This window comes from Streptomyces sp. FH025, assembly GCF_017427025.1.
Lineage (GTDB): Bacteria > Actinomycetota > Actinomycetes > Streptomycetales > Streptomycetaceae > Kitasatospora.
Map to the genome: position 1 here is coordinate 1 of NZ_JAFLNG010000088.1, position 17,512 is coordinate 17,512.

Here is a 17,512-nt window from a genome sequence, read left to right on the forward strand (position 1 = left end):
GTTCGACCGCGACGAGCCGCGCCGGGTCGCCGAGTCCATCGTCACGATGGACCTCAACTACGCCACCATCACCGGCGTCGCCCGCGACGACCTGGAGGACGGCGGCGCCTGGCTGTACGCCGAGACCGTGCGCCAGGTGCACGCGATGACCGCCGAGCGCGCGGGCGGCCGCACCGGCGTCGAGCTGCTCATCCCCGACTTCAACGCGGTGCCCGAGCAGCTGGCCGAGGTCTTCTCCTCCCGTCCCGAGGTGCTCGCGCACAATGTCGAGACGGTGCCGCGGATCTTCAAGCGGATCCGCCCGGCGTTCCGCTACGAGCGCTCGCTGGACGTCATCACCCAGGCCCGCGCGGCCGGGCTGGTGACCAAGTCCAACCTGATCCTGGGCATGGGCGAGACCCGCGAGGAGGTCAGCCAGGCGCTGGCCGACCTGGTCGGGGCCGGCTGCGAGCTGATCACCATCACCCAGTACCTGCGCCCCTCGCTGCGCCACCACCCGGTGGAGCGCTGGGTGAAGCCCCAGGAGTTCGTCGAGCTCCAGCAGGAGGCCGAGGAGCTGGGCTTCGCGGGCGTCATGTCGGGCCCGCTGGTGCGTTCGTCGTACCGGGCCGGGCGGCTGTACCGGCAGGCACTGGAGCGGCGCGAGCAGGCCGCGGTCTGACACCGACGTCGGTTTCGGGCCATTGAGCCATTCGAAGGGCGGAGCCACGGCTCCGCCCTTTCGGTTTTCACCCCGCTTTGACTGCCTGGTCACGGGCTGGTAACACGGTGTGGGGAGGATGGACGCCTGGTGGGTGTTCGATTCTTCTCAGCCACTCGCCCCAAGCACTCTCCTCAGTCAGTCTTCTCAGTCAGTCTTCTCAGCCACGTCTTCCTCGGATCACGGGAGGAGCTGTTCGGCATGCGGATGCGGATCCGTTCGGTGGGGACGGCGCTGCGGTTCGCCGAGAGCGTCCTGCTGGCGCCCGGCCAGCGGCGGGCACGACGCAACGCCTGGGCGGCGGTGTGCGAGAACCGCGAGTACGCGGCGGATCGCCGGCACGACGCCTCGGCTGCGAGAAGCGCGGGAACCGCGGGCCCGGCGGGAGCGGCAGGGCCAGGGGGGCCGGCGGGACCGACACGGCCGGCGGGGCCCACGGGAACACCCGGGGCGACGAGGGCACGGTCCGTGCGGAGTTGAGGCTCCGGCGTCGCTGTGCGCGATGGTGCGCGGACGTACGGGTCACGGTTCGGGCGAACGGGTACCCGGGCTTGGATATCCCGTACCCGTGCCACGTACCATGAGCGTTATGGCGAGGGAAACATCCGAGAACCCCGGACGGCTGAAGCAGATCCGTCTGGCGTACACCATGACCAAGAAGGTCGACACCAAGATCGGCCTGATCATCGCCGGCGTCGGCCTGCTGACCTTCGGCGTGTTCCTCGCCATCGGCTTCGCGATCGAGCATCCCGTCTACCTGGGCATCCTGGGCTTCATCGTGGCCGTGCTGGCCATGGCGATCGTCTTCGGGCGCCGGGCCGAGCGTGCCGCGTTCGGGCAGATGGAGGGGCAGCCGGGCGCCGTCGCGGCCGTGCTGAACAACATCCGGCGCGGCTGGAGCTCCAGCACCACCCCGGTCGCGGTCACCCGCAACCAGGACGCGGTCTACCGCGCGGTGGGCCGGGCCGGCATCGCGCTGATCGGCGAGGGCAACCCGAACCGGGTGCGCCAGCTGCTGGCCTCCGAGAAGAAGAAGATGGCCCGCGTGGTCGGCGACGTGCCGGTGCACGACATCGTGGTGGGCAACGGCGAGGGCGAGATCCCGCTGAAGAAGCTCCAGATCCACCTGATGCGTCTGCCCCGCGCCATCACCGCCGCCCAGGTCACCGAGACCAACGACCGCCTGCGCGCGCTGGGCGACCTGCTCTCCAAGGCGCCGATCCCCAAGGGCCCGATGCCCAAGGGCGCCCGGATGCCCAAGGGCGGCCAGGTCCGCTGACCCCCTCCCCCGACGACGCCGAACGGCCCCGCTGATTCCTCAGCGGGGCCGTTCGGCATCGTGGCGGCGGTTGCCGTGTTGCGGTTGTCGTGTTGCGGCCGCTGTCGCGACGGCTGTCAGATCCGGACCTCGACGGTGCCGACCGCCTTGTCGTGCAGGCCCCGGGTGTCGCGGTCCCAGACCAGCGGCGGCACCACCAGGCAGAGCAGCAGGGTGCGCAGCAGGACCTGCGGGATGGTCGCGCGGCCGCCGTCCAGCCGGACCACCCGGAGGCCGAACAGCCGCTTGCCGACGGTCGTGCCGGTGGTGGAGAGCAGGAGCGCCGCGACCACGAAGTAGAGCGGGCTGGTCCACAGGTTGGCCTCGGCCTGGTCCCCCCTGGCGATCAGCCCGTAGGAGATCAGGGCGACCAGCCAGCCGTCCACGAACAGGGCGCCGATCCGGCGGCCGGGGCCGGCGATCGAGCCGGAGCCCTCCTTGGGCAGTCCGAGGCGCTCGCCGCGGTAGCCGAAGTCGGCGCCCATCTTCTCGGCGGCCGCCTTGGGGCCGTCGATCCACGATCCCAACGCTTCTCTGGTGTCCACGAATCCACACTAACCGGGCTCACGCCCCGGGCCCGCACCGGCTCCCCCGCGGGCGCGGCTTCCTCCACGACCGGGTGAATCCCGATCACCGGGCTTACCAACTGGTCCAGACCACTTTGCCGACGCCGCGCAGGTCGGCGGGCGTTTTGCCCCGTCCCGTACGACTTTGGCACCCACCCCGACGGTCGTGGTTAACATCTAGGAAACGAGAGGGTCACCGACTGGAAACGCCCCATTCCTATGGTGAGCCCAATTCGCACGCCGAGGAGGATGGATGTTCAACAACGCCGCCGAAGTGAAGCAGTTCATCCAGGACAACGACGTGAAGTTCGTCGACGTCCGCTTCTGCGACCTGCCGGGCGTCTTGCAGCACTTCTCCGTACCTGCGGCGACCTTCGACCCGTCCGAGATCCTGATGTTCGACGGTTCGTCGATCCGCGGCTTCCAGGCCATCCACGAGTCCGACATGGCCCTGGTCCCGGACCTCGCCACCGCCCGGCTCGACCCCTTCCGGGCCGAGAAGCACCTCAACATCAACTTCTTCATCCAGGACCCGGTCACCGGCGAGGCCTACAGCCGCGACCCGCGCAACGTCGCCAAGAAGGCCGAGGCCTACCTGGCCTCCTCCGGCATCGCGGACACCGCCTTCTTCGGGCCGGAGGCGGAGTTCTACGTCTTCGACTCGGTGCGGTTCGAGACCAGCGCCAACGCGTCCTTCTACCACATCGACTCGGAGGCGGGCGCCTGGAACACCGGCGCCGCCGAGGGCGACGTGCGCGGCTACAAGGTCAAGTACAAGGGCGGCTACTTCCCCGTCCCGCCGGTGGACCACTTCGCCGACCTGCGCGCCGAGATGTCGCTGGAGCTGGCCAAGGCCGGCCTGGAGGTCGAGCGCCAGCACCACGAGGTCGGCACCGCCGGCCAGGCGGAGATCAACTACAAGTTCAACACCCTGCTCCACGCCGCCGACGACCTGATGCTGTTCAAGTACATCATCAAGAACGTCGCCTGGCGCAACGGCAAGACGGCCACCTTCATGCCGAAGCCGATCTTCGGCGACAACGGCTCGGGCATGCACGTCCACCAGTCGCTGTGGAGCGAGGGCACCCCGCTCTTCTACGACGAGCAGGGCTACGCCGGCCTCTCCGACACCGCCCGCTACTACATCGGCGGCCTGCTCCGGCACGCACCCTCGCTGCTGGCGTTCACCAACCCCTCGGTGAACTCCTACCACCGCCTCGTCCCGGGCTTCGAGGCGCCGGTCAACCTGGTCTACTCGCAGCGCAACCGCTCCGCCGCGATCCGCATCCCGATCACCGGCTCCAACGCCAAGGCCAAGCGCATCGAGTTCCGCGCCCCCGACCCCTCCTCCAACCCGTACCTGGCCTTCTCCGCCATGCTGATGGCCGGCCTCGACGGCATCCGCAACAAGATCGAGCCGCTGGAGCCGGTCGACAAGGACCTCTACGAGCTGGCCCCCGAGGAGCACGCCAACGTCCCCCAGGTGCCCTCCTCCCTCCCCGCCGTCCTGGAGGCCCTGGAGGCCGACCACGAGTACCTCCTCGCCGGCAACGTCTTCACCCCGGACCTGATCGAGACCTGGATCGACTTCAAGCGCACCAACGAGATCGCCCCGATCGCCCTCCGGCCCCACCCGCACGAGTTCGAGCTCTACTACGACCTGTAGGACCCCCTCTGACCTGCGGAAACGCAGTTTGATCTCTCAGCGTTTCCGCAGGTCAGCACTCGCTGACCTGCGGAAACGCTAGGTTGCCGACTCGCGCGAGGTGCGGGTCGAGCGGGACGAGCTGGTGGTGGCCGAACGCATGGTCTCGACCGTTCTTCTCATCCTGCCCTACCGTCTACGCGGCACGAGTCCGGCCTCGAAGGCGGTGATCGCCAGGTGGACGCGGTCCCGGGCTTCGAGCTTGGCGAACAGGCGCGCGACATGCGTCTTCGCGGTCGCCGCGCTGATCACCAGCCGCTCGGCTATCTCAGTGTTCGACAGTCCCTGTCCGACCAGTGCCAGCACCTCGCGCTCCCGGTCGGTGATCCCCGCGATGGGACTCGAGTCCGCGGCGGGCCCGGCGTCCGGTTCGGGGGCCGCGCGGACGGACGTTCCGGCGAAGTCCGCGATCAGCCGTCGGGTCACGCTCGGCGCGATCAGCGCGTCGCCCGCGGCCACCACGCGGATCGCTTCCAGGATCGCGTCCAGGGCCATGCTCTTGAGCAGGAATCCGCTGGCCCCGGCGCGCAGTGCGCCGTAGACGTACTCGTCGTCGTCGAAGGTCGTCAGCACCAAGACCTTGGGCGGGTCCGGCTCGGCGGTCGCCTGCCGGGTCGCCTCGATCCCGTCCATGCCCGGCATCCGGATGTCCATCACCACGACGTCCGGCCGCAGTTCACGCACCAGGCGCACCGCCTCGCAGCCGTCGCCGGCCTCACCGACCACCTCCAGGTCGTCGGTGTCGCCGATCAGGATCCCGAGCCCGACCAGCATCAGCGGCTGGTCGTCGACCAGCAGCACCCGCACGCTCATGCCGGGAGCCTCGCAGCCACTCGGAATCCGCCCTCCGGACGCCGGCCCGCGCTGAACTGGCCGGACAGCAACGTCACCCGCTCGCGCATGCCGAGCAGACCGAAGCCGCTCCCGCTGGCCGCGGAGAGCCTCGGACGGCCCGGCCCGCCCAGACCGTCCCCGTCGTCCACCACCTCGATCGTCACCCCTTCCGGCTCGTAACCGACCGCGACCCGACACGTCCGCGCCCTGGAATGCCGCACCACGTTCGTCACCGACTCCTGGATGATCCGGAACGCCGACAGTTCGATCTCCGGTGGCAGTGGACGCCGCTCGCCCCGCCAGGTCACATGAACCCGCACGCCGGCGCCGGCCGTGCGTTCGGCCAGCTGCGGGACGTCGGCCAGGCTGCCGGACGGCGCCAGCGGCGCGGCCTGCGGCATGGCGTCGTCCGGCTCGGCGCGGCGGAGCGCCCCGAGCATGCGCTGCAGCTCCAGCAGCGTCTCCCGGCTGGTGGTCTCGATGCCGGTCAGCGCCTGCCGCGTCTGCTCGGGCTTGGTCTCCACGACCCGCGCCGCCGCTCCCGACAGCACCGTGATGATCCCGATGCTGTGCGCGACGCTGTCGTGCAGTTCGCGGGCGATCCGCAGCCGCTCGGCCATGACGACGCGGGCCGCGGTCTGCTCCTGCAGGGCTTCGAGGTATTCACGGCGTTTGCGGTACACCCTGCCGAAGACCCACGCGACCGCGAACCACAACGCGAACCCCCCGGCCCACTGGACCGCGTCGCTGACGGACTGCTCGCGGGTGTGGATGTCGTTGACGAGCGCGGCCGCGACGCCCGCGACGGAGCCGACGGCGGCAGCCTTCGGCCGCCGGACGGCGAGGTACCCGACCAAGCCGACGAGCAGGACGAACACGATCGAGGGCCGCGCGCCGAAGGCCTCGCCGAGAACTGCTTCGCCCAGGACCGCCGCGAAGACCGCCGCCGGCAGACGGCGCACCAGCAGAACCGGCAGGGCGAGCACGATGTACAGACCGATCATCTGGGCGGGCTCGAGGTCGGGGAACCGGAACAGGCCGTACTCAGGGGTCGGCATCGTCAAGGGGAGCATCAGCGCGTACAAGCAGGCGGTGGCCAGTACCACGGCCTGTGACGTCAGCCCGATCACGCGCTTCGATGTCGAGAGACGCTGGAGAAGCTGTTCCATCCAGAGATCGTATTCAGTGGCGTCGGCGCTGCGCGTCGCCCCGGGGATGTACGCCGAATACGCTCCCGGGCCGATGGCCTGGGAAGAGGTGACATCCGCCGGCCGACGCGATGGGGCATGGTCCGTTCCTAGGTTCATGGCCATGACGAACGAGCCGATGATCGATCTCCAAGACGCGACGAAGAAGTACGACGACGGCCCGCCCGCGCTGGCCGGGGTGAGCCTGTCCGTGGCGGCTGGTGAGTGCGTGGCGATCCTCGGCCATTCCGGCAGCGGCAAGTCCACGCTGCTGAACCTGATCGCGGGTCTGGACAAGCCTTCCAGTGGCACCGTGACCGTCGACGGCACCCGCGTCGACCAGCTCGGCGAGGCCGGTTCGGCGAAGTACCGCCGGGCTTCCATCGGCATGATCTTCCAGTTCTTCAACCTGCTGGACGACCTGACCGTGTTGGACAACGTCATGGTTCCGGCGCAGCTGGCCGGGATGGGCAAGCGCGAAGCGGAGCGGCGGGCCGTCGAGCTGCTCGGCTCGCTGGACATCGACCGGCATGTCAAGGCCTATCCGCAGCGGCTGTCCGGTGGGCAACGGCAGCGGGTGGCGGTGGCGAGGGCCCTGATGAACGAGCCGGCGCTGCTGCTGGCCGATGAGCCGACCGGCGCGCTGGACTCGAGCTCGGCCGAGGACGTGCGCCGGCTGCTGCTGGAGCTGAACAGCGACGGCCAGACCATCCTGCTGGTCACCCACGACGTGCAGCTGGCCGCGAGCACCGCGAGCCGCACGATCGAGTTGGTGGACGGCACGGTGGCCCGGGACGTGGTCAACACGGCCGGCGGCGCCACCGTCAACAGCTCGGCGGGATCGGTCCGGTGAGCGCCCTGGGCAAGGTCGTACGTTCCGGCGTGGGCCGCCGCCGGGTCCAGTCCCTCGTCATGGCCCTGACGACGTTCGCCGCGGTGACGTCCTCAGTACTCTCCCTCGGTCTGCTGGCCGTAGTGCAGGCCCCGTTCGAGCACGCTTTCAGTGCTCGGAACGGGGCACACCTGGCGGTCCAGTTCGACAGCTCGAAGGTCACGGCCGCGCAGGCCGCCGCCACCGCGCACGCCGCCGGCGTCACCGAGGCGTCCGGGCCGTACCCGATCGCCGCCGCCCTGGACACAACCGTCGGCACGGACTGCCCCAAGAACGATTTCGCCGGTACTGACAACCATCCGATCACCGTCACCACCCGGCCCGACCTGGGCAGCACCTCCGGGATGGACCAACTGGCGCTGACCCAGGGGCGCTGGCCGACGAGCCCGGACGAGATCGCCCTGCCGTGGCAGCACTATGCCACCGACTGCTTCGGCAGTTCAGTGGTGTTCTCCTCTCTGCCGGGCAAGCCGTCGTTCAAGGTCGTCGGCTTCGGCGGCTCGGTGACCGACAGCGCGACCGCCTTCGCCACCGCCGACGGTTTCGCGCGGCTCACCGCCGCCGGTGCCAAGTCCGACGAGCAGATGCTCTACCGGTTCGCCGAGGCCGGGACCGCCACCGACATCGCCACCGACAAGCAGGCGGTGGCCGCCGCCGCGCCGGCCGGCGCGGTCGAGGGCGGACAGTCGTACCTGACCACGGAGCAGCAGGCGACCGGCAACGCCAAGGCCTACGTGCCGTTCCTGATCGGCTTCGGGATCCTCGGGCTGTTCATGTCGGCGCTGATCATCTCGATCGTGGTCAGCGGGGCTGTGTCCTCGGGAATCCGGCGCATCGGGATTCTGAAGTCGTTGGGCTTCACCCCTTCGCAGGTGGCCCGCGCCTACACCGCGCAGGCCATGACCCCGGCGACACTCGGCGTGGTGCTCGGCACGGTCTTCGGCAACCTCCTGGCTGTGCCGATCCTGGACGAGGCCACCAAGCAGCTCGGCGCGGCCAGTACCACGATTCCGTTGTGGGTCAGCGCCGTGGTGTCGCTGGGCACCCTGCTGCTCGTCGGCGTCACAGCTTTGATCCCGGCACTGCGAGCCGGCCGGATGTCGACGGTGCGGGCCCTGGTGGTCGGCCGCGCCCCCAAGGCCGGGGGCGGTCAGGCGGCGCAGCGTCTGGCCTCGCGGCTGCCGCTGCCCCGGGCCATGTCGCTGGGGCTGGCCCAGCCGTTCGCCCGGCCGGCCCGGGCCGTACTGGTCGGTGCGGCGGTGCTGTTCGGCGTGGTGAGTGTCACGTTCGCGGTGGGGCTGGAGACCGGGTTCAACAAGTACCTGGACGCCAGCACCTCAGGCTTCAACGTCGCGTCGGAGATCGTGGAACCCACAGCCGACGTGGGCGTGCCCTGGGGTCTCTACGGCCCCAACGACCCGCGCACCCCGCACCTGGACGCCGCCAAGGTGGCCGCCGCGCTCGCCGGAATCCCGGGCACGAAGGCCGCGTTCGGCTGGGGCGAAAGCGGCGCGGCCATGGTCGGCGCTCCGCCCGGCGGCGAACCGCCGAAGGTGTTCACGGTCACCGGCGACTTCTCCTGGACGCACCTGGAACTGGTGTCCGGCCGCTGGTACTCGGCGCCCGGCGAGGCCGTGGTCGGCGACAAGCTGGCCACGACGGCGGGGATCCACGTCGGTGACGACGTCACCGTGACGCAGCAGAACAAGCAACTGCCGCTGAAGGTCGTCGGCATCAACTTCGACACCAACCAGGGCGACTACACCGTCATGACGGATGCGGCCACCTTCACCGCCGCCGGTCTGCCCCCGCACATCGACCAGTTCAACGTCGAGCTGGCCTCGAACGTCAACGGATCGGACTGGTCCACCTCGGCCGCCGCCGCGCTGACCCCGCTGAACGCCTCGGTCCAGTCGAACTCGAGCTCGGGCAAGAACATCGTGATGATCACCATGGGCGCCCTGGTGGCCACGCTCACGCTGATGATGATCGCGGTCGCCGCGCTCGGGGTGCTGAGCATGGTGGTGCAGGACACCCGGGAGCGGGTCCGTGATCTGGGGATCCTCAAGGCCCTCGGGATGACACCCAAACAGACCATCGCGATGGTGCTGACCTCGGTGACACTCACCGGCCTGATCGCCGGGCTGATCGGGGTCCCGCTCGGGGTCGCGGTGGAGAAGGCGACGCTGACCCCGATGGGCAACGCGATCGGCCGGCACCTGCCGCCGAGCGTGTCCCACACCTACACCGCCGGGCTGCTCATCCCCCTGCTGGCCGGCGGGATCGTGATCGCCCTGCTCGGCGCACTGCTACCGGCCGGCTGGGCGGCCCGGTCGCGGACCGCCACCGCGCTGCGGACCGAGTAGGACCGAGCAGGACCAAGCAGAGCCGCTGGTCGCCGCGGCAAAAGCGGTGCTGGGCACTGCACGGCGCGGCAAGAACGCCAATGCCGACCTCCCCCGGTTGATCCCCCCGGGAGGTCGGCATTCCGGCGCGAGCTATGTGGACGGCGCATACGAGCCGGTTCGAAGTCCGGTAGCACTGCGTAGCGGCCTGCAGCGGCCAGCCAACGCGATCCCTCGTCACTGCTCGGTCCTGCTCATCGCGTCTCGTCCGTTGAGGCCGCCGTGTGTGCACTGGTTGTGAAATGATCTTCCATGCGACCATCATTTCCGCAGGTCAGAAGCATGTTCGATCAGAACTACGACCTGTAGGAAGCACACCGCCCCGCGGGGGCGCGGACGTCACGTCCGCGCCCCCGCGGGCGTTTTCCAGGGCCTACTCGGGGGTGAGGGCGAGGACGGCGAGGTCGTCGGCGAGGAGGCCGGCGTACTGGTGGACGTCGCGGGCCAGGAAGGAGACCACCCGGTCCGGGGCGGTGCTGGCCAGGGCGGCGAGGCGCGGGGCGAGGGGGTAGAACGCGCCGGTGGCGTCGCGGGCCTCGCTGACGCCGTCGGTGTAGAGCAGGACGGTGTGGCCCGGGGGCAGGGCCACGGTGGTGGGTTTGCAGCGCTCCTCGTCCGGGCTGAGGTGGCCGAGGCCGAGCGGCAGTTCGTCGGCGCAGGCGACGGGGGCGATGGCGCCCCCGGCCAGCAGTAGCGGGGTGGTGTGGCCGCGGTTGACGATCTCCACGCAGTCGGCGCCGGGCCGGTACTGGAGCAGGACGGCGGTGACGAAGAGCTCGTCGTCGCCGCGGTCGGCCGCGTCGCGCAGGACGGCTCGGTCCAGCTGGTCGGCGAGCTCGACCAGGCCCTGGGTGTCGTACGCGGCCGCCCGGAAGGCGCCCAGCACGTCGGCGACCGTACGGACCGCGCCCAGGCCCTTGCCCCGGACGTCCCCGAGCAGCACCCGGACGCCGAAGCGGGTGTCGCACACCTCGTACAGGTCGCCGCCGACCAGCACCTCGGCCTGGGCCGGTCGGTAGAGGCCGGCCACCCGCAGGCCGCCGGCCCGTTCCGGCACCGGCCGCAGCACGGTGCGCTGGAGGGTCTCGGCGACCGTACGGGCCTGGAGCAGGGTGCGGTTCTGCCGGGTGCGCTGCCAGGACAGGACGGTGCCCATCGCGCCGGAGAGCAGGGTGGCGATGTAGACCCAGACGTGGTGCTGCTCGCTGATGTGGTCCGCGCGCAGGGCCAGCAGGAGCTGGAGCCCCAGCGCGCCGACCGTGGCGGTGGCGGTCAGCACCGGACCGTAGCTGAACGCGGCCACCACGGGCAGGGCGGTCAGCAGGAAGCCGGCGGCGACCGCGCGCGGGACGACGGCCTCGGCGATCAGGTCCAGGACCAGCAGCAGCACCGGCAGCCAGGGCACCCAGCGCGGCACCCGGGGCTGGGCGACCGCGAGCTGCGGCGGGCGGGGTGCTGACACGGCGGGGACCTCCTGGCTGACCGGCCTGGCCGGTCCGGGAGGAAGGGCCCGGTATGGCCGGTTAAGTCCCTCCATCGTCCCTTACGAACGCCCCGGTCAGGAACGCCGAACGTCCTGGTCTCCGGGGCCCAAGGAGCCAAATCCCGGCCCCGGAAGCACAGGGTCACTCGGCCGTCAGCGGACGGTCACCGGCAGGGTCTCGAAGCCGCGCAGCACCAGCCGGTCCCGTCGGGTGGGGACGCCGCCGGGGGCGAGCCTCGGGAAGCGGTCCAGCAGGGCGGGGATCGCGATCTCGCCCTCCAGCCGGGCCAGCTGGGAGCCCAGGCAGAAGTGCGGGCCGCCGCCGAAGCTCAGCGGCTGGCTGTCGGTGCGGGTCGGGTCGAACACCTCGGGGCGGTCGTACCGGGCCGGGTCGTGGTTGGCCGCCCCGATCAGCAGGGTCAGCACGCCGCCGGGCGGGACGGGCACGCCCTCGACGGACAGGCCCGCGTCCAGCGCGACCCGCGAGGTGGCCTGGACCGGGGAGTCGAAGCGCAGCACCTCGTCGGTGAAGCCGGCCGGGGTGACCGCGCCGCTGCGCAGCCCGGCGGCCGCCTCCGGGTGCCGGAACAGCAGGGCGAGGCCGTTGCCGAGCAGGTTGGTGGTGGTCTCGAAGCCGGCCACCAGCAGCAGCACCAGGTTGGCCAGCAGCTCCTGCGCGGAGAGCCGCCCGTCGTCCTCGGCGGCGATCCGGGCGAGGTCGCTGACCAGGTCGTCCTGCGGGCGGGCCAGGCGTTCGGCGGCCAGCTCGGTGAAGTACCGGGACAGCTCCTCGGCGGCCCGGTCGGCGTCGGTCAGGTCGTCGAGGTCCTGGGTGATCTCCAGGGCGACGGTCAGGTCGGAGGCGAGGTCCCGGAAGCGGTAGCGGTCCCGCTCGGGGACGCCGAGCAGCTCGCAGATCACCCCGACCGGCAGCCGGAAGGCGAAGGCGTCCATGAAGTCCACCGGCGAACCGTCGGCGCCCTGCTCGGCCATCTCGTCCAGCAGCCGGCCGACGGCCGCCTCCACCGCCGGGCGCAGCGCGGCCACCCGGCGGGGAGTGAACACCGAGGCGATCAGCGAGCGGACCCGGGGCTGGTCGGGGGCGTTGCGCTGGAGGATCGAGCGGCCGAAGAGGGCGAGCGAGGAGTGCGCGGCGAACTCGGGGGCCAGGCCGGACATCATCTCGGCGGTCGCGACGCCGAAGGCGGGGGTGCGCAGCACCTTGTTGACCGCCGCGTAGCCGCTGACCACGTAGAAGTCGCCCCCGGCCGGGACCACCGGGCCCAGCGCTCGGGCCTTCGCGTACAACGGGTACGGGTCGGTCCTGGTCTCCGTGGTCATCAGCTGGTCGATGATCGCCGCGCCGTCCATCCGGTGCTCCCCTCCGAGGTGATGGCTCCGGTTCGTGAACCACCGGAGGACGCGCCGGAGTTCCCGGCCGGGCCGGTTCCCCGGCGGGTTCTGGCCGGGTTCCGGTCGTGCGGGTTCCCGGGCGGGCCCGGGGCGGCTGGGTAGGGTTGACGTCATGGAGATCTGGATCAACCCGCGCTGCGGCAAGTGCCGGACCGCGCTCGGCGAGCTGACCGCCGCCGGGGTGGAGTACACCGTGCGGCGCTACCTGGAGGACCCGCCGACCGCGGCCGAGCTGGAGCAGGTGCTGGAGCGCCTGGGCCTGGAGCCGTGGGACATCACCCGCACCGACGAGCAGGTCGCGAAGGACCTGGGGATGAAGCAGTGGCCCCGCGAGGCGGGCGAGCGGGCGCGCTGGATCGCGGCGATGGCCGAGCACCCCGTGCTGATCCAGCGCCCGATCATCACCGCGGACGACGGGCACGCCGTCGTGGCCCGGACGCCCGAGGCCCTCAAGTCCGTCCTGCCGTAGCCGCGCCACCCGGCCCCGGGCCGGTCAGTGGAGCCGGATCCGCTCCACCGTCCGCCCCGGGTGCCAGGCGGCGGCCGGCACTGTCGGTGGCCGGTGGGAGACTGGCGGGATGACCACCATGACCACGTACATCGCCTTCCTGCGGGCCATCAACGTCGGCGGCCGGACGGTGCGGATGGAGCGGTTGCGGGCGCTCTTCGCCGAGTTGGAGCTGGGGAACGTCCGCTCCTACATCCAGAGCGGCAACGTCTTCTTCACCACCGCCGAGCCGGACCGCGCCGCGCTGACCGGGCGGATCGAGGAGCACCTGGAGCGGTCGCTCGGCTACCCGGTGCCGGTGATGCTGCGGACGGTCGACGAGGTGGCCGAGCTGCTGGCCGCCGAGCCGTTCGGGGGCGTGGCGGTGACGCCGGACGTCCGGCTGGTGATCGCCTTCCTCTCCGAGCCGCTGCCGCCCGAACTCGCCCGGCCGCACCGCTCGCCGAAGGGCGACGTGGAGGTGCTCGGCGCCGATCCGGGGGCCGCGTACATCGTGGTCCACCTGCGGGACGGCAAGTGGGTCACCAAGGAGATGTTCGGCAAGGCGTACCAGGGGTCGGTCACCTCCCGGTTCCTGCACACCACGGAGAAGATCCTGGCGGCCGCCCGCAAGGCCTGACGGTCCGCCACCCGTGCGGGAACCGCTCAGGTGGGCCCGGCGTCTGTCGCTCCGTGACCTACCAACCGCGTGCCGGAACCCGGCGTGATCTGGACAGCCGAAGCCGGCCGAGCCGACAATCGGGCCATGACGCAGCCTGAGTTCCCGACCGGAGCGGTCCGGCCCTCCGACGCCGAACGGGACCAGGCGCTCGGGATGCTGCGCGACGGCGCGGGCGACGGCCGGCTCTCGCACGACACCTTCCTCGGGCGGATGGACATCGTCCTGCGGGCCACCAGCCGCGGCGAGTTGGACGCGGCGGTGGCCGGGCTGCCCACCGGCGGGCCGGTCGAGCGCTTCGTGCTGCGGACGGTCGGCCGGATCTCCGGTTTCGGCAACCGGTTGAACCGGGCCTGGCACGCCGAGCGGCTGCCCGGACTGAGCCTGCCGGAGACCGGGGCCGGGCAGTTGACGATCGGGCGGATCCCCGGCTCGGGCCTGCGGCTGCACGACGCCTCGGTCTCCCGGCACCACGCCGAGCTGCGGCACGAGGCCGGCGGCTGGGTGCTGTACGACCTCGGCTCGACCAACGGCACGCACGTCAACGGGCGGCGGATCGCGGGCGGGGTGCGGGTCCGGCCGGGCGACCAGGTGCGGTTCGGCAACCTGGAGTTCCGGCTCGCCGCGCACTGAACACGCCTAGTGCGGGAACTGGCGGGGCGGCCGCTGCCGGGGCAGTTCGTCCTGGAACTCCGCGATGGTGGTGGCGATCTGGCGGGTCACCACGGTGTGCTCCAGCCGGTCCAGGTACCGGTGCTCGGCGGCCAGCGCCTCGACCGTGACGCCGAAGTAGAGCGTCATCAGCGGATTGACGAAGAGCTCCTCGCCCTTGGTCCGCTCGGTGAACCGGACGTCGCCGAACTCTCCGCGCAGCGCGGCCGCCACCGAGCCGTTGACGATGCTGGGGTGCTCGGGGAAGACGGCCCGGGCGTGCTCGACCGCGTCGAGGTAGAGCACGCCCTCCCGGCTGTCGCGCGGGATGGAGAAGGCGCCGAGGTAGCCGCCCGCCCGGTCGATCGCGGCGAGGTTCTCCAGCACCAGGGAGTGGTTGACGCCGTGGTAGGCGTCGATGCCGAAGCCGAGGCAGGCGACCAGCCGCTCCGGCACCTCGGACAGGCCGGCCACCGCGGCCAGGCTCGCCATGTCCTCCTCCGGGGTCCCGAGCCCAACCTCGTCGCCGCGCATCAGGATGTCGGTACCGCCGTCCACCAGCAGGATCGCGTCCACGCCCAGCCGGCCGACCAGTGCGCGGTAGGCCTCGCGCAGCGGCTGCACGCCCACCGTCGGGAAGGCCCAGACGGTGTCGGGCATCCCGTGCAGGTGCAGCCAGCGGGCCAGGGTGCGCTCCGGGAAGTAGCCCTCGGGGGCGGGGGTGTCCGGCCGGATCCGGGCCACCTCCGGCGCCTCCCAGACGTCGAGGGGCAGGCCGTAGAGGTGGGTGAAGGAGAGGTTCGCCAGGTGCACCTCCTTGCCCGCGGCCCGTAGGGCGAGGGCGATCGGCAGCCCGGCGTACACGTCGAAGCCGCCGCCGGCCCCGGCTATGAGGATGCGGTCGGCGGCCAGCAGTCGGGTGATCAGCGGGGGCTGCAGCAGAGTGGTCACCGGCGGACGGTAGCGCACCGGTGCGACGCACGGAACGGATTGTCAGTGCCGGGTGCGAGGATGCGGGCATGACCCAGGACACGGCGCTCACCCCCGACGTGCTGCTCGAAGCCCAGGAGCGGGCTCGCGAGTTGATCCGGTGCGGCTTCCAGGAGCCGGACGAGATAGCCGAGTCCCTGGTCGAGGTCCTCGACGACCAGGGGCTGACGCAGGAGGAGGCGGAGCGGATCGTCGCTCCGCTGTGGACCGAGCGGCTGGCCGAGCAGGCCGAGTGGCCGGAGACCACGGACGTGGACCGACTGGTGGACGCCTTCGACCTTCTGGAGGATCAGGCCATCGTCGCGGCGATGGACTTCACCTGCTGCGCCGGCTGCGGCTACGCGGAGATCGGCGGCGAGGCCGACGAGGACTCGTACGGCTTCGTCTTCTTCCACCAGCAGGACACCGAGGCGGCCGCGGCCGGGCGCGGGCTGATGCTGCGCTACGGCGGGTTCCGCACCGGGGAGGAGCCGGGCGAGGTGTCGGAGCGGCGGACCGTCGAGGTCGGCCGGGCCGTGGTGGCCGCGCTGGAGGCAGTCGGCCTTCCGGTGGAGTGGGACGGCTCGCCGCACACGGCGATCCGGGTCGCTCCGATGGAGTGGCTCAACCGCCTGCCGGAGTAAGGCGGTTGAGTAGGGCGCCGGGGAAGCGGGGCGGGCAGTGGGGTGCCGAGTCTCAGCGGGTGACGCGCAGTTCGGCGAAGTGGTCGCCCTTGTCGGCCTTGCGCAGGGTGACCTTGACCCGGCCGACGGCCGCCTCGGTGCCCTTGTCGACGGTCTTCCGGTCGTCGCCGACGGTCACCTCGGCCGTGGTGTCGGTGATGTGGCCGATGGTCATGTCCAGCGGGTGGTCGCCGCCGAACACCTTGACGGACTTGACGGCGTCGGCGCCGTCCGTCCGCACGGACAGGGTGCAGCTGTTGTCGTCCAGGCAGAGCGCCACGCCGCCCTCACAGGCGGTCAGTCCGGCCCCGAGGGCCAGGACGGCGGCCGCGGCGAGCAGGGCCGGGCGGCGGACGGCGGGTAGCGGGCGGTTCCGGGTGCGGTGCGGGGTGGCTGTGCTGCCGGCTGTGGTCATGGTCTCGACGGTAGGAGGTGACGGGAGCCCCGCCATCGGCCGTCGGCGGTACGGCTCCCCTGGTCCGGCCCCCGGGTCCGCACGGTCGGGACCCTTAGACGTCTGGGTCCAATCCCCTAGGGGGCAAATGGAGTTGGCGACTCCCAAGGAATCGGCCAACCGGTGGGCATATGCCAGTGTCCCATGCCACGCGCGTAGACCGACGACCGCGAAAAGAGCCCCCGGTCAGTCGGCGAGGCTCCCCGGGCCGTCGGCGACCGTCCCCCACAGCGGCGCGGTGCAGCGCTGGTAGGTGGCCTGCCAGTGCGGCCAGTTGCGGGCCACGTCGTCGTCGCACTCGGCCAGCAGCCGCTCGACCAGCGCCGGCTCCACGCCGTCCAGCAGCCAGGCCAGCGCGTCCGCCGTGCCCGGGCCGTCCGCCGAGCGCAGCAGGTCCAGCAGCTCGCCCAGCCCGCCGAGCCGGGAGTTGCCCGTCACCACCCGCTCCATCCGGGGGAGCAACTGCCGCTCCTCGATCCGCAGGTGGGTCTCCAGCCGGGCCGCCAGGTCCTCCATCGCGTACGCGACCGGCCAGGCGCTGCCGGTGTCTCGGCTGGCGATCCGGACCAGCGTGGTGACCCGGGTGAAGGAGTGGTCCAGGTTGTGGTGGTCGGCCTCCAGCCAGTTGAGCAGCAGCCGCAGCTCGGGGGCGAAGCGCCGCACGATCGGCCAGATCCGGGTGTCCTGCTGCTCGTGGTGGCAGGTCAGCATCGCGGTCAGGAAGGTCCAGTGCCGCAGCAGCGCCTCGCCCTTGTCGTCCTCGTCGGGCTGGAGCAGCCGCAGCGCGTTCGGCAGCCGGGCGAGGTCCCGGCGCAGGGCGGCGTGCACCAGCCGCAGCCCGGCGAACCGGAGGGTGGTCGGTTCCTCGTCGACGGCCCGAGCGTACGCGTCCGTCCGCCGGGAGTCGGCCCCGGACTCCGCCTGCGCGGGCACGGTGAGGGCGGGCTGGGGCAGCAGGTGGATCGGCATGGCACTCTCTTCACGACGTGGCGGCGCGGACGGGGCGGCCGGTGGTGGACCGCCCCATCCAAGGTGCTCGCAGTCGATCAGAAGCGAATCAATGTCCGATTGACGCGCAGGTCACGG

The 17,512-nt window shown here is 71.5% G+C and carries 17 protein-coding genes; 9 read left to right on the plus strand and 8 right to left on the minus strand.

Translation table 11 applies throughout. From position 1 onward, the window contains the following. The coding region (locus J0670_RS09470; protein ID WP_207811009.1) for a lipoyl synthase at positions 1 to 661 on the plus strand (661 nt) is incomplete at its 5' end. A gap of 619 nt (positions 662 to 1,280) precedes the next feature. Next, entirely contained in the window at positions 1,281 to 1,979 is a 699-nt protein-coding gene (locus tag J0670_RS09475; RefSeq protein WP_374120089.1) for a DUF4191 domain-containing protein, read from the plus strand. Positions 1,980 to 2,095: 116 nt separating this feature from the next. Here the strand turns inward: J0670_RS09475 and J0670_RS09480 are convergent, their stop codons facing one another. Further along, on the minus strand, positions 2,096 to 2,563 hold the full coding sequence (locus J0670_RS09480) for an RDD family protein (RefSeq protein ID WP_207811010.1): 468 nt from the start codon (positions 2,561 to 2,563) through the stop codon (positions 2,096 to 2,098). A gap of 274 nt (positions 2,564 to 2,837) precedes the next feature. Here J0670_RS09480 and glnA point away from each other — a divergent pair, with 274 nt between their 5' ends. After that, positions 2,838 to 4,250, plus strand: coding sequence for a type I glutamate--ammonia ligase (glnA, locus tag J0670_RS09485; protein ID WP_207811011.1), 1,413 nt, complete (start codon positions 2,838 to 2,840; stop codon positions 4,248 to 4,250). 168 nt (positions 4,251 to 4,418) lie between these two features. On the opposite strand, the gene J0670_RS09490 is transcribed toward glnA, so the two are convergent. Then, positions 4,419 to 5,102: a response regulator transcription factor gene (locus J0670_RS09490; RefSeq protein WP_207811012.1), complete on the minus strand. Its 684-nt coding sequence runs from the start codon at positions 5,100 to 5,102 to the stop codon at positions 4,419 to 4,421. Beyond that, positions 5,099 to 6,436 carry a sensor histidine kinase gene (locus J0670_RS09495; RefSeq protein ID WP_243436771.1) on the minus strand — a complete coding sequence of 446 codons (1,338 nt, stop codon included), beginning with the start codon at positions 6,434 to 6,436 and terminating at the stop codon, positions 5,099 to 5,101. Before J0670_RS09495 ends, J0670_RS09490 begins: the two co-directional genes overlap by 4 nt. A 13-nt stretch (positions 6,437 to 6,449) precedes the next feature. On the opposite strand from J0670_RS09495, the gene J0670_RS09500 reads away from it, so the two are divergent. After that, positions 6,450 to 7,163, plus strand: a complete 714-nt coding sequence (locus tag J0670_RS09500; RefSeq protein ID WP_374223080.1) for an ABC transporter ATP-binding protein — start codon at positions 6,450 to 6,452, stop codon at positions 7,161 to 7,163. After that, positions 7,160 to 9,568: an FtsX-like permease family protein gene (locus tag J0670_RS09505; RefSeq protein ID WP_207811014.1), complete on the plus strand. Its 2,409-nt coding sequence runs from the start codon at positions 7,160 to 7,162 to the stop codon at positions 9,566 to 9,568. Before J0670_RS09500 ends, J0670_RS09505 begins: the two co-directional genes overlap by 4 nt. A gap of 412 nt (positions 9,569 to 9,980) precedes the next feature. Here J0670_RS09505 and J0670_RS09510 read toward each other — a convergent pair whose 3' ends face one another. Next, the gene (locus J0670_RS09510; protein ID WP_207811015.1) at positions 9,981 to 11,069 is read right to left on the minus strand and encodes a PP2C family protein-serine/threonine phosphatase; all 1,089 of its coding nucleotides are present in this window, start codon (positions 11,067 to 11,069) and stop codon (positions 9,981 to 9,983) included. A gap of 174 nt (positions 11,070 to 11,243) precedes the next feature. After that, positions 11,244 to 12,461: a cytochrome P450 gene (locus J0670_RS09515; RefSeq protein ID WP_207811016.1), complete on the minus strand. Its 1,218-nt coding sequence runs from the start codon at positions 12,459 to 12,461 to the stop codon at positions 11,244 to 11,246. Between the two features lie 154 nt (positions 12,462 to 12,615). Here J0670_RS09515 and J0670_RS09520 point away from each other — a divergent pair, with 154 nt between their 5' ends. From J0670_RS09520 to J0670_RS09530, 3 genes are all read left to right on the plus strand, one after another. Continuing rightward, positions 12,616 to 12,972: an arsenate reductase family protein gene (locus J0670_RS09520; RefSeq protein ID WP_207811017.1), complete on the plus strand. Its 357-nt coding sequence runs from the start codon at positions 12,616 to 12,618 to the stop codon at positions 12,970 to 12,972. Positions 12,973 to 13,081: 109 nt separating this feature from the next. Beyond that, complete coding sequence (locus J0670_RS09525) at positions 13,082 to 13,630, plus strand: DUF1697 domain-containing protein (RefSeq protein ID WP_243436772.1); 549 nt, start codon at positions 13,082 to 13,084, stop codon at positions 13,628 to 13,630. A 126-nt stretch (positions 13,631 to 13,756) separates the two neighbouring features. Continuing rightward, positions 13,757 to 14,302, plus strand: coding sequence for a DUF1707 and FHA domain-containing protein (locus J0670_RS09530; protein ID WP_207811018.1), 546 nt, complete (start codon positions 13,757 to 13,759; stop codon positions 14,300 to 14,302). Between the two features lie 6 nt (positions 14,303 to 14,308). Here the strand turns inward: J0670_RS09530 and J0670_RS09535 are convergent, their stop codons facing one another. Then, positions 14,309 to 15,271 (minus strand): DUF1152 domain-containing protein, encoded by a 963-nt coding sequence (locus tag J0670_RS09535; RefSeq protein ID WP_207811019.1) that lies wholly within the window; start codon positions 15,269 to 15,271, stop codon positions 14,309 to 14,311. A gap of 68 nt (positions 15,272 to 15,339) precedes the next feature. On the opposite strand from J0670_RS09535, the gene J0670_RS09540 reads away from it, so the two are divergent. Continuing rightward, complete coding sequence (locus J0670_RS09540) at positions 15,340 to 15,933, plus strand: hypothetical protein (RefSeq protein ID WP_207811020.1); 594 nt, start codon at positions 15,340 to 15,342, stop codon at positions 15,931 to 15,933. Between the two features lie 52 nt (positions 15,934 to 15,985). On the opposite strand, the gene J0670_RS09545 is transcribed toward J0670_RS09540, so the two are convergent. Beyond that, positions 15,986 to 16,387, minus strand: coding sequence for a hypothetical protein (locus J0670_RS09545; protein WP_207811021.1), 402 nt, complete (start codon positions 16,385 to 16,387; stop codon positions 15,986 to 15,988). 225 nt (positions 16,388 to 16,612) lie between these two features. After that, positions 16,613 to 17,395, minus strand: a complete 783-nt coding sequence (locus tag J0670_RS09550) for a hemerythrin domain-containing protein (protein ID WP_207811022.1) — start codon at positions 17,393 to 17,395, stop codon at positions 16,613 to 16,615. Positions 17,396 to 17,512: the final 117 nt, after the last annotated feature.